The organism is Mesorhizobium sp. DxT (assembly GCF_058448885.1).
On the sequence record NZ_JBZFLJ010000003.1, the window covers coordinates 180,132 to 192,242 of the forward strand.

Below are 12,111 nucleotides of genomic sequence, written 5' to 3' on the forward strand. Positions count from 1 at the left end.
TGACGATCTCACGCGAAACGGCGATCAATCTGGTTCTGGCCTTGCTGCTGCTGGCCGTGCCTTTCATCGCCATGCAGTTCGGCAAGCCGTTCTACGTCACGCTTGCGACCCGCATGGCGATCCTCGGCCTCGCAGCCATAGGTCTCAACATCGCGCTGGGCCTCGGCGGCCTTGTGTCGTTTGGCCACGCAGCCTTCTTCGGCATCGGCGGTTATGCGGCCGGCATCCTGGCCAGCCATGCCTTTTCCGCCCAGCCTCTCGATTTCGGGCTGTTCGCGGTGCCGGGCAGCAATCTGATGCCCGTGATATGGGCGGTCGCCATCATGGCGGGCGGGCTGCTTGCGGCGGCGATCGGCTCCATCAGCCTGCGCACGTCGGGCGTCTATTTCATCATGATAACGCTCGCCTTCGCGCAGATGACCTATTATTTCGCGATCTCCTGGCCCGCCTATGGCGGTGAGGACGGGCTGTCGATCACGATCCGCAACACGTTCCCGGGCGTCAACACGCTTGTGCCGCAGAACTACTTCCTAATCTGTTATGCGTTGCTGGTGGCCGGCCTCGTGCTGTTTGCCCTGCTGCGCGACTCGCGTTTCGGAGCGGCGCTGCAGGCCTCGCGGCAGAACGAAGTGCGTGTCGCGTCCGTCGGCATCGCGCCCTTTCGCATCAAGCTCGCCGCCTTCGTCATCTCGGGCATGATCACCGCGCTGGCCGGTGCGCTCTATGCCGATCTCAACCGCTTCGTCAGCCCGTCGATGCTGTCATGGCAGATGTCGGGCGAGTTCATCGTCCTCATCATTCTCGGCGGTGTCGGCCGGCTGTGCGGCCCGCTCGCAGGCGCAATGCTGTTCGTTATGTTCGAATACATCCTCGGCGGCCTGACGGAACGCTGGCAATTCTTCCTCGGGCTCCTGCTGCTTGGCGTGGTTCTGTTCGCCCGTGGCGGGCTGATCGGATTGCTTGCCGGGAGGGCGCGTCATGGCTGAAGCCGTTCTTGCCATCCGCGATCTGTGCAAGTCTTTCGGGGCGTTGCGGGCAACGGAGAATGTCAGCATCGATCTGGTTTCGGGCGAAATTCACGCGCTCATCGGCCCAAACGGCGCGGGTAAGTCGACGCTGATCCACCAGATCGCCGGCACGCTGAAACCGGACAGCGGCGAGATCGAGTTTCTAGGAAAGCCTGTCAGCCATATTGGCGCGGCAGAGCGCGCCCGCATGGGCCTGGGACGTTCGTTTCAGGTCTCCTCGCTGGCGCCCGAATTCTCGGCGTTGCGCAACGTGATGCTTGCCGTCCAGTCGCGGCAGGGAACATCCTTCCGCTTCTTCAAGCCGGTGATGCGTGATGCGACGCTGGTCGAGCCTGCGATGGCGGCGCTGGAACGCGCCGGCCTCAAGGACCGCGCCCGCGTTGCGGCCGCCGAGCTTTCGCACGGCGAGCGGCGCCAACTCGAGATCGCCATCGCGCTCGCGCTCGGGTCGCGGGCCTTCCTGCTCGACGAACCGATGGCCGGCATGGGCCCGGAGGGGTCGAAGACCCTGACTGGCTTCCTCGACGGGCTGCGCCGTGAGGCGCCGATCCTGCTGGTCGAACACGACATGGACGCCGTGTTCGCGCTGGCCGACCGCATCTCGGTACTGGTCTATGGCCGGGTCATCGCAACCGGCACGGTCGAGGAGATACGCAGCGATCCGGAGGTCCGACGCGCCTATCTGGGAGGTGCCGAATGAAGCTGCTCGAGATTGCCGGGCTGGAGACCTTCTACGGCGCGAGCCAGGCGCTGTTCGGTGTCGATCTGGATGTCGCCGAGGGCGAGGTCGTGGCACTGATGGGCCGCAACGGCATGGGCAAGACCACGACCATCCGCTCGATACTCGCCATGACCCCGGCGCGTGCCGGCAAGGTGCGGCTTGGCGGGCGTGAGATACAGGCCATGCGGCCCCATCGGATCGCCCGGCTGGGCATCGGACTGGTGCCGGAAGGCCGGCGCTGCTTCCCCAACCTGACGGTCGCGGAGAACCTGCTTGCCGCCGCCCGTTCGGGACGCTGGAACCTCGCCGAGATCAACCGGCTGTTTCCCAGGCTGGAAGAGCGACGTGACCAGATGGCGCGCACCCTTTCGGGCGGCGAACAGCAGATGCTGGCGATCGGCCGCGCGCTGATGACCAATCCGAAGCTGCTGATCCTCGATGAGGCGACCGAAGGCCTCGCACCCGTGATCCGCAATGACATCTGGACCGTGATCCGCGTGCTGAAGGCGGAAGGACAGTCGATCCTCATCGTCGACAAAACGCTCTCCGAACTGCTGCCCTCGGCCGATCGCTGCGTGGTGCTGGAAAAGGGCGCCACCGTCTGGATCGGTCGCCCGGATGAGCTCACACCATCGCTTCAGGACCGCTATCTCGGCGTTTGACGCCGCAACGAAGAACAGGCGGCAAGCGCCTGTCTATCGGAGGATTATACCGATGACTGACACACAAACCCCGCACCAGCTTCTCCATCCAGCATCCTGGAAGAAGGCTGTGGGTTATGCCAACGGACTGATGACGGAAGGCCGGCCCGTCTGGATGGGCGGCCAGATTGGCTGGACCGGCGATCAGGTCTTCGAGGCGAAGGACCTTGTCGGCCAGACGCGGCAGACGCTGGAAAACATCGTGGCGATCCTCGCCGAAGCCGGTGGCCGACCGGAACACATCGTCCGCATGACCTGGTATGTCACCGACAAGCAGGATTACCTGGCCAATCTCAAGGGTATCGGCGAAGCCTACCGGGCCGTCATGGGGCGGCATTTCCCGGCGATGACCATGGTTCAGGTCGTTGCCCTGATCGAGGATGAGGCCAAGGTCGAGATCGAGGCAACGGCGGTCCTTCCCTGAGGATCGTCGGACCGCCCGCGCGGTTCTTTTGCCATAGCGTTGTGCAGCGCTTCCGTCATGGCTGCCATGCGGAAGGAGCAGGTTGACGCATTGATTGGCTGGCGTTCATCATTGCCGCCAGAACAATAAACCCACATCGATGGAAACGCCTCATGTCCAAAGCGGAAATCGGCCTGATCGGCCTCGGTGTCATGGGCTCGAATCTCGCGCTCAACATCGCCGAGAAGGGCTATCCCATAGCCGTCTACAACCGCACCTCGACCCGTACCGGTGCCTTCTTCGAAAATGCCGGCGACCTGCGGGGCAACATCGTGCCCTGTGCCTCCCTCGAGGAACTCGTGGCGCAGATCAAGCCGCCGCGCCCCATCATTCTCATGGTGCAGGCCGGCAAGGCGGTCGACGAGCAGATCGAGGGCCTGCGCGACCTGCTGGCACAGGGGGACATCATCATCGATGCCGGCAATGCCAATTTCCGCGACACGATGCGGCGCTTCGCCGAGCTTGAAGGTTCGGGCCTGACATTCATCGGCATGGGTGTTTCGGGTGGCGAGGAAGGCGCGCGTCACGGTCCGTCGATCATGGTTGGCGGCAAGGAAGACGCCTATAAGCGGGTCGAATCCGTCCTCACCGCCATCGCCGCCCGCTACGAGGGTGAGCCGTGTTGCGCCTGGCTCGGCGAAGGCGGGGCGGGTCATTTCGTCAAGACCATCCACAACGGCATCGAATATGCCGACATGCAGATGATCGCCGAGATTTACGGCATCCTGCGCGACGGCTTCGGCATGGAAGCGAAAGAGATCGGCGCGATCTTCGCGCGCTGGAACGAGGGCAGGCTGAACTCCTATCTGGTGGAGATTACGGCCGCCGTGCTGGAAGCTGCGGACCCCGTTTCGGGCAAACCCATGGTCGACATGATCCTCGACCGGGCGGGCCAGAAGGGTACAGGCCGCTGGTCGGCGGTCGAGGCGCAGATGATGGGGGTGCCGGCGACCGCGATCGAATCGGCCGTCGCCGCGCGCAGCCTGTCTGCCGAAAAGGAGCTGCGCGAGGCGGCAGCCAGCGCCTACGGCGGCGCTGCCGAGCCGGCGGGGCGCGCTCCGGACAAGGCCTTCATCGACGATCTCGAACTCGCCCTGTTTGCCGGCAAGATCGCGGCCTACGCCCAGGGTTTTGCCGTGATGGCGGAGGCCTCGTCGGAGTTCAAATGGAACCTTCCGATGCCGACGATCGCGCGCATCTGGCGCGCCGGCTGCATCATCCGCTCGCAATTCCTTGGAACGCTTGCGCGCTCCTTCGAAGCCGACACGAAGGCGGAAAACCTGCTGCTGATTGGCGATTTCGTGGAGATGATGAACGAGGCGCAGCCGTCGCTCCGCCGTGTCGTGTCGCACGCGGCACTGGGGGGATTGCCCGCGCCCGCACTTTCGGCAGCATTGGGCTATTTCGATGCGTTCAGGCAGGCGCGTGGAACCGCCAATCTCATCCAGGCCCAGCGCGACTATTTCGGAGCCCACGGCTTCGAGCGCATCGACCTCGAGGGTGAACACCATGGACCGTGGGGATCGGGCGCGGCGAGTTAAGGGCTGAGGTCAGGGTCTGGGGCCTTCGACGCCATCGGGTACGGCAAGCGTTTGCAATGATGCCGGCACTGCGCCGTCGATGCTCGCCCTGACAGCGCGGGCCAGTTCGCGACCGGCAAGGCGGAAATCCTCGTTCACCACAAGGATCTGCGGGCGGAACATCTGAACCAGCGGCGTCGATTGCTTGGTCACGATGTCGATGTCGCGGCCAAGCTGCAGCCCACATTCCTCGATGGCTGCGACAAGTGCGAAGGCGCCTGCACCGCTGCCCGAGACGAGACCGTCAGGTGGCGTGCTGCGTTGTAGAAGTGCCGTCGCGGCTGCCTTGATCTGTTCGACGGGCATGTCCACCCAGGCATCGCGAAACGGGATGGCGGCGCAACCCTGCTCTTCGACACCTTCGGCGAACCCGTCGCTCATATGACGGTAGTAGGTGAGCTTCGGCGACGGCGCGAGCAGGGCAAGCCGGCGTCGGCCCTTCGCCACCAGAGCTCGCACGGCCTGCATGGCGAAGGCATGGTTGTCAAAATCATGCCAAGGGTGCTCGACCCCCGTATGCGTGCGCCCGTGAGTGGCGAACGGAAATCCGTGTTCCGTCAGGTAGCGCACCCGTGGATCGTTGGGTTCCGTCTGCGAGATGATGACGCCGTCGGCGGAATGGGTCTCCACCACGTAGCGGATCGGATCCATCGGATCGTTACGGCTGGAATAGGGCGTCAGGATCAGGTGATAGGAGGACGAGGCCAGCTCCTCCGACACACCGTAGATGATGTCGGATATGAAGCCCATCAGTTGCTCGTCGGTATTGAGGACAAGCGAGATCACGTTGGTCTTGCCGGTGCGCAGGCGAACGCCAGCACGATTGGGCCGATAACCGACCTGGCGCGCGACGAGCTGGACGCGCTTCTTCGTCTCCTCGCCGATGTCCGGCGCGTCCTTCAGGGCGCGCGAAACCGTGGTGACGCCGAGCCCGGTCATGAAGGCGATCGTCTTGAGGGTGGGCCGGCCGCCGGCCGCCACCTCGTTCTGTCCGTTCCTGCGCTGATCGTTCATACGTCGCTGCCCGTTAACCCGGCGCACGGCCTAACGCATTCGCCCCAGCCGCACCAGTCCCGAGCTGAAAATGGAAACTGTAACGTTACAGTTTTTGAGAAGAGTTGCACGGCAAATCTGCCGATTGTTGAACTCGATCTGATCTCCATGTGGTCAGAATGGTGCCCTCGGCGCGCCATATGCTGCAACGCACAGCTTCTATGAATCAGCGCTTTAGCTACAAACTTGAAGAGAAATACCGCAATGCAGCATGTTTTCACCGCGAGCCTTATCTGCAGAGGAGCGAGTGGTGCATTAGTTCGAGGTTCGAAAAAAATCGCCGCTGACGCCGCTTTCCCCGTTGCGCGGCCCCTTGGATTGCCCTACGCTTCAATCTGTAACGTTACAGTTTCAGGGAGGAAATATGATGCGTTATAGGCTCCTTACCGCCGCCTTCGCCGCGACGGCGGCTCTCAACATTGCCGGACCGGTGCAGGCCGCAGAACTCGAAGTCACGCACTGGTGGACCTCTGGAGGCGAAGCGGCGGCCGTTGCCGAGTTCGCGAAGGCGTTCGACGCCAGCGGTCACAAATGGATCGACGGCGCAATTGCCGGCTCCGGCGGCACCGCCCGGCCGATCATGATCAGCCGCATCACCGGCGGCGACCCCATGGGCGCAACGCAATTCAACCACGGACGCCAGGCCGAGGAGCTGGTGGAAGCCGGATTGATGCGCGATCTGACCGACATCGCCGAGGAAGGCAAATGGCGCGAAGTGGTGCATCCGAGCTCGCTGCTGGATTCCTGCACCCTCGACGGCAAAATCTATTGCGTGCCGGTCAACATTCACTCGCAGCAGTGGTTGTGGCTTTCGAACGCGGCGTTCGAAAAGGCCGGCGTGCCGGTTCCGACCAACTGGGAGGAATATGCAGCCGCCGCTCCCGCGCTCGAGGAAGCGGGCATCATACCCCTCGCCGTTGGCCAGCAGCCCTGGCAGACCACGCTTGCGTTCCAGGTCCTGCTGACGGCGATTGCCGGGCCGGATGCCTACACCAAGATCTTCGGCGAAAAGGATGCGGACCTTGCCGCCGGCGAAGAGCTCGCCAAGGTCTTCGAGGCGGCCGCGCAGGCCCGTTCCATGTCGGCGAAGTCCAACGTGCAGGACTGGAACCAGGCCACGAATATGGTCATCACCGGCCAGGCCGCAGGCCAGATCATGGGCGACTGGGCGCAGGGTGAATTCCAGGTCGCCGGCCAGGTGGCGGGCGAAGACTATACCTGCCTGCCCGGACTGGGTGTCAACGAGGTCATCATGACCGGTGGCGATGCCTTCTACTTCCCGGTTCTGGATGACGAGGAAAAGAGTGCCGCGCAGGCCGACCTCGCCAAGCTGATGCTGTCGCCGGAAGTGCAGGTCGCCTTCAATCTCAAGAAGGGATCGTTGCCCGTACGCGGCGACGTCGACCTGGAAGCGGCCAACGACTGCATGAAGAAGGGTCTGGAGATTCTGGCCCAGGGCAACATCATCCAGTCGCCCGATCAGCTCATGTCGGCGGACTCGCTGACGCAGATCAACGATCTGTTCGTCGAGTTCTTCAACAATACGAGCATCACGGCCGAGGACGCGCAGAAGCGCTTCGTCGACCTAGTGGCGAACGCCGACTGATCTGTGAGCCAGCAGCGCCGCGCCGCCCCGGGAAGTCGGGGGCGGCGGGCGCGAGCGTGACCCTCATCAGGGAGTTGCCGTCATGCACGAGGCCCGGCGCCCGAACCCGCTGTTCAGGAATCTGAGCGCGAAGATTGCCGCGATCCCCATGATCCTCACCGCGCTGGTGGTCTTTGCCGGCGGCACGATCTGGACGATCATCTATTCCTTCACGAATTCCAGGCTTCTGCCGCGCGAGAATTTCGTCGGGCTGGATCAGTACGAACGGCTGTGGTCGTCCAGCAAATGGATCATCTCGATCCAGAATCTGCTGATCTATGGTGTCTGCCTGCTCGTCTTCTCGCTCGTCGTCGGCTTTCTGCTGGCGGCGCTGCTGGACCAGAAGATCAGGTTCGAAAACACCTTCCGCACCATCTTCCTCTACCCGTTCGCACTGTCCTTCATCGTCACCGGCCTTGTCTGGCAGTGGATCCTCAATCCGCAATTCGGCGTCGAGGGCATCGTTCGCTCGTTGGGCTGGACAAGCTTCTCGTTCGATCCGCTCTACAATGCCGACATCGTCATCTACGGCATCCTGATTGCCGCCCTCTGGCAGAGCACCGGTCTCATCATGTGCCTGATGCTCGCTGGCCTGCGCGGCATCGACGAGGACATCTGGAAGGCCGCGCGTGTCGACGGCATACCGATGTGGAAGACCTACGCCTTCATCGTCATCCCGATGATGCGCCCGGTATTCATCACGACGCTGGTCATAATCGCTTCGGGCATCGTCAAGGTCTACGACCTCGTGGTGGCCCAGACCGGCGGCGGACCGGGCATCGCGTCGGAGGTTCCCGCCAAATACGTCTATGACGCGATGTTCCTGTCGCAGAACCTCGGCCAGGGCTTCGCCGCATCGACCATGATGCTGCTGACCGTGCTGATCGTGCTGATCCCGTGGGCCTATCTCGAATTCGGAGGCAAGAAACGTGGCTGACGTCGCTATTCCCGTTTCCGCGCCGGCGGACCACGCTGACCAGGCACTTGCCGGTCCGAGCGGTCCCCGTCCCCGCAAGGTCATCTCCCGGCGCAACATCATCCTCTACGGCACGCTCTTCGTTGTGGCCGTCTACTACTTGTTGCCGCTGTATGTGATGATCGTCACCTCGCTGAAGGGCATGCCGGAAATCCGCCTCGGTAACATCTTCTCGCCCCCCGTCGAGATCACCTTCCAGCCCTGGGTGAAGGCCTGGGCCGAAGCCTGCACGGGTCTCAATTGCGAGGGGCTCAGCCGTGGCTTCTGGAATTCGGTGCGCATCACTGTTCCTTCGGTCGTGCTGTCGATCGCGATCGCGTCGGTCAACGGCTATGCACTGGCGAACTGGCGCTTCAAGGGCGCCGACGTGTTCTTCACCATCCTGATCTTCGGCGCGTTCATCCCTTACCAGGTGATGCTCTACCCAATCGTCATCATGCTGCGCGAGATCGGCCTTTACGGCGGTCTCTACGGGCTGATCATCGTCCACTGCATCTTCGGCATGCCGATCCTGACGCTGCTTTTCCGCAACTACTTCACCTCGCTGCCGGAAGAGCTGTTCAAGGCCGCGCGCGTCGATGGGGCGGGCTTCTGGGGTATCTACTTCAAGATCATGCTGCCGATGTCGCTGCCCATCTTCGTCGTGGCGGTCATCCTGCAGGTGACGGGCATCTGGAACGACTTCCTGTTCGGCGTCGTCTACACGCGCCCCGACTACTACCCGATGACGGTTCAGCTCAACAACATCGTCAATTCGGTTCAGGGTGTGAAGGAATACAACGTCAACATGGCGGCGACGTTGCTCACCGGGCTGGTGCCGCTGATCGTCTACTTCATTTCAGGCAAGCTTTTCGTGCGCGGCATCGCCGCGGGCGCGGTCAAGGGTTGATGCACATGATGGATACCAGCAACACGCCGAGTGTGGCGGTGCGCGGCGTCTCGCTCAATTTCGGTGCCGTCGAGGTCTTGAAAAGCCTCGACCTGGAGGTCGGCAGAGGCGAGTTCCTCGTTCTGCTCGGTCCTTCGGGTTGCGGCAAGTCCACGCTGCTCAACTGCATCGCAGGACTGCTCGACGTCTCCGCCGGCCAGATCTTCATCAACGACCGCAACGTCACCTGGGACGAGCCCAAGGACCGCGGCATCGGCATGGTGTTCCAGTCCTACGCGCTCTACCCGCAGATGACCGTGGAGGGAAACCTCTCTTTCGGGTTGAAGAACGCGCGCCTGCCCAAGGATGAGATTGAGCGCCGCATCGCACGCGCTGCGGAGATCCTGCAGATCGAACCGCTGCTCAAGCGCAAGCCATCTGCACTGTCCGGGGGCCAGCGGCAGCGTGTCGCGATCGGTCGGGCGCTGGTCCGCGACGTCGACGTGTTCCTGTTCGACGAGCCTTTGTCGAACCTCGACGCTAAGCTGCGCTCCGAGCTGCGCGTCGAGATCAAGCGGCTTCACCAGAAGCTCGAGAACACGATGATCTATGTCACGCACGACCAGATCGAGGCGATGACGCTGGCCGATCGCATCGCGGTCATGCGTGGCGGGATCATCCAGCAGCTCGATACGCCGCAGGCGATCTATTCGCGTCCGGTCAACCGGTTCGTCGCCGGCTTCATCGGCTCGCCGGGCATGAACTTCATCGAGGGCGAGTGTGTCGCAGATGGCGCCAGCGCCGTCTTCGAGGCGAATGGCGTCAAGGTGCCGCTCGACCGCTACGAATTCGCGGGCGGCGCGCATACCGGAAAGGCAGTCTTCGGCGTACGGCCGGAACACGTGATCCTCGGCGAGGGCGCTGGTGCGATGCCCTTCCAGAGCGACCTGACGATCGAAATCGTTGAGCCGATGGGCTCCGACTCGCTGGTCTGGGGCAAGTTCGGCGGCCAGAACCTGAGCTTCCGCATCGATGCCGAGCGCGCGGTCGCCAAGGGCGACGTGGTGCGCATCGGCTTCGATCCCGGCCGCGCCTCCATTTTCGACGCCGGCACCGGCGAACGCATTTGATTTTCCCAACCGACGGACAGATACGATGAACTGGTCATTCCAACTTTACTCCGCCCGCAAGTTCCAGCCCTGGGAAGACGTCTTCGCCATGGTCGCAAAGGCAGGTTATGCGCAGGTGGAAGGGTTCGGCGGTCTCTACGACGACCCCGCCGGCCTGCGCGCCATGCTCGATCGCAACTGCCTGACGATGCCGACGGGACACTTCTCCCTCGACATGCTGGAGGACGACTTTGCCACTGCGCGCCGCATCGCCGAGACGCTGGGCATCGGCACGCTGATCTGTCCGCATATCGCCGCCGACGCCCGACCGTCCGACGAAGCCGGCTGGCGGGCCTTCGCGGCGCGCCTTGCCGCCGTGCATGAGAACTGCCGCAAGGCAGGCCTGCGCTTTGCCTGGCACAACCACGACTTCGAGTTCGTGCCTTGCAGCGACGGCCCGGTGCCGCAGCGCGTGATCCTCGATGCGGCGCCGGAGATCGGCTGGGAGATGGACGTGGCCTGGGTAGTCCGTGGTGGCGCCGACCCGATGCGATGGATCGACGAATACGCTTCACGCATCGTTGCAGCCCATGTGAAGGATATCGCGCCCGCAGGCGAAGCCCAGGACGAGGACGGTTGGGCCGATGTCGGCCACGGCACGATGGACTGGCCGGCGATCATGAAGGCGCTGCGCGACAAGACGCCGGCGCGCGTCTTCGTCATGGAACACGACAACCCGAGCGATGCCGGGCGTTTCGCGCGGCGGTCGATCGAGGCGGCAAAGAACTTTTAGGAGAGACCGGGATGGCGAAGAAACTCGGAGTCGGCGTGATCGGCTGCGGCAACATCTCGGCCGCCTATTTCATGCTTGCGCCACTGTTCAAGGGCATCGAGATGCGCGCGGGCGCGGACCTCGACGTGAAGATGGCGCAGGCCCGCGCCAAGGAGTTCGGTGTGCGTGCGTCCAGCGTCGCTGACCTACTGGCCAGCGACGATATCGACATCGTGGTCAACCTGACCATTCCGGCAGCTCATTATGAGGTGTCGAAGGCGATTCTCGATGCCGGCAAGCATGTCTATTCCGAAAAGCCCTTCGTGCTGTCGGTGCGGGAAGGGCAGGACCTGAAGAAGCGGGCCGAGAGGAAAGGCCTGCGTGTCGGTTCCGCGCCTGACACGTTCCTCGGCGGCGCGCACCAGCGCGTGCGCAGTCTGATCGACGACGGCAAGGTCGGGCGCGTGACCAGCGGCACGTGCTACGTCATGAGCCACGGCATGGAGCACTGGCATCCAAACCCGGACTTCTTCTTCCAGCCGGGCGGCGGGCCGATCCTCGACATCGGCCCGTACTACATCACCAATCTCGTCCAGCTCATCGGGCCGGTGAAGCGTGTCGCCGCGCTCGCGGCAACGCCTGCGAGCGAGCGTACGATCACCTCCAAGCCGCGCTTCGGTGAGAAGATCAAGGTGACGACGCCGACGACGATCCATGCGCTGATGGAGTTCGAGAACGGCGCCACGGTGACCTTCAATGCAAGCTGGGATGTGTGGAAGCACGGCCACGCGCCGATCGAACTCTATGGCGAGGAAGGCACGATCTTCGTGCCCGACCCCAACTTCTTCGGCGGCGACGTGATGATGACCAATCGCACCGATGCGGTGAAGAAGCTGCCGAAATGGGAGCATGCCTTCGCCGTGCCCAACCAGCAGCATGCGCAGGGCATGATGGCCAACTACCGCGCCTCGGGTCTTGCCGACATGGCTCTGGGCATTCTGGAGGACCGGCCGCATCGCTGCTCGCTGGAGCTTTCGCTGCACGTCATCGACGTGATGACCGGCATCCTGCGTTCGGGCGAGACCGGCAGGTTTGTTGCCATGCGCACGACCTGCGAGCGGCCGGAAGCGCTTTCGCCCGCGCAGGCCAAGGCTATGCTAGCGCGGAAGAAATAGTTACGACGGGGCCGGCGCGT

The 12,111-nt window shown here is 63.3% G+C and carries 12 protein-coding genes; 11 read left to right on the top strand and 1 reads right to left on the bottom strand.

Annotated elements, in window-relative coordinates:
* Positions 1–5: 5 nt before the first annotated feature.
* The 5 genes from ACVJNE_RS08020 to gnd all read left to right on the top strand — a co-directional run bounded on the left by ACVJNE_RS08020 (position 6) and on the right by gnd (position 4,454).
* Positions 6–986, top strand: coding sequence for a branched-chain amino acid ABC transporter permease (locus ACVJNE_RS08020; protein WP_499564919.1), 981 nt, complete (start codon positions 6–8; stop codon positions 984–986).
* On the top strand, positions 979–1,728 hold the full coding sequence (locus tag ACVJNE_RS08025; protein ID WP_499564499.1) for an ABC transporter ATP-binding protein: 750 nt from the start codon (positions 979–981) through the stop codon (positions 1,726–1,728). The genes ACVJNE_RS08020 and ACVJNE_RS08025 overlap by 8 nt, the downstream gene beginning before the upstream one ends.
* Positions 1,725–2,411 carry an ABC transporter ATP-binding protein gene (locus ACVJNE_RS08030; protein WP_499564501.1) on the top strand — a complete coding sequence of 229 codons (687 nt, stop codon included), beginning with the start codon at positions 1,725–1,727 and terminating at the stop codon, positions 2,409–2,411. Before ACVJNE_RS08025 ends, ACVJNE_RS08030 begins: the two co-directional genes overlap by 4 nt.
* A gap of 52 nt (positions 2,412–2,463) precedes the next feature.
* Positions 2,464–2,874, top strand: coding sequence for a RidA family protein (locus tag ACVJNE_RS08035; RefSeq protein WP_499564503.1), 411 nt, complete (start codon positions 2,464–2,466; stop codon positions 2,872–2,874).
* A gap of 152 nt (positions 2,875–3,026) precedes the next feature.
* Complete coding sequence (gene gnd, locus ACVJNE_RS08040) at positions 3,027–4,454, top strand: NADP-dependent phosphogluconate dehydrogenase (protein ID WP_499564505.1); 1,428 nt, start codon at positions 3,027–3,029, stop codon at positions 4,452–4,454.
* A 9-nt stretch (positions 4,455–4,463) separates the two neighbouring features.
* Here gnd and ACVJNE_RS08045 read toward each other — a convergent pair whose 3' ends face one another.
* On the bottom strand, positions 4,464–5,507 hold the full coding sequence (locus tag ACVJNE_RS08045; protein ID WP_499564507.1) for a LacI family transcriptional regulator: 1,044 nt from the start codon (positions 5,505–5,507) through the stop codon (positions 4,464–4,466).
* Between the two features lie 406 nt (positions 5,508–5,913).
* Between ACVJNE_RS08045 and ACVJNE_RS08050 the strand changes: the two genes are divergently transcribed.
* The 6 genes from ACVJNE_RS08050 (at position 5,914) to ACVJNE_RS08075 (ending at position 12,091) form a co-directional block, all read left to right on the top strand.
* Positions 5,914–7,152 (top strand): ABC transporter substrate-binding protein, encoded by a 1,239-nt coding sequence (locus tag ACVJNE_RS08050; protein WP_499564509.1) that lies wholly within the window; start codon positions 5,914–5,916, stop codon positions 7,150–7,152.
* Positions 7,153–7,234: 82 nt separating this feature from the next.
* The gene (locus ACVJNE_RS08055) at positions 7,235–8,128 is read left to right on the top strand and encodes a carbohydrate ABC transporter permease (RefSeq protein WP_368801560.1); all 894 of its coding nucleotides are present in this window, start codon (positions 7,235–7,237) and stop codon (positions 8,126–8,128) included.
* Positions 8,121–9,056 (top strand): carbohydrate ABC transporter permease, encoded by a 936-nt coding sequence (locus ACVJNE_RS08060; protein WP_499564511.1) that lies wholly within the window; start codon positions 8,121–8,123, stop codon positions 9,054–9,056. The genes ACVJNE_RS08055 and ACVJNE_RS08060 overlap by 8 nt, the downstream gene beginning before the upstream one ends.
* An 8-nt stretch (positions 9,057–9,064) precedes the next feature.
* Positions 9,065–10,165 carry an ABC transporter ATP-binding protein gene (locus tag ACVJNE_RS08065; protein ID WP_499564921.1) on the top strand — a complete coding sequence of 367 codons (1,101 nt, stop codon included), beginning with the start codon at positions 9,065–9,067 and terminating at the stop codon, positions 10,163–10,165.
* A 25-nt stretch (positions 10,166–10,190) separates the two neighbouring features.
* Positions 10,191–10,937 (top strand): sugar phosphate isomerase/epimerase family protein, encoded by a 747-nt coding sequence (locus ACVJNE_RS08070; protein WP_499564513.1) that lies wholly within the window; start codon positions 10,191–10,193, stop codon positions 10,935–10,937.
* Between the two features lie 11 nt (positions 10,938–10,948).
* Complete coding sequence (locus tag ACVJNE_RS08075) at positions 10,949–12,091, top strand: Gfo/Idh/MocA family protein (RefSeq protein WP_499564515.1); 1,143 nt, start codon at positions 10,949–10,951, stop codon at positions 12,089–12,091.
* Positions 12,092–12,111 lie beyond the last annotated feature (20 nt).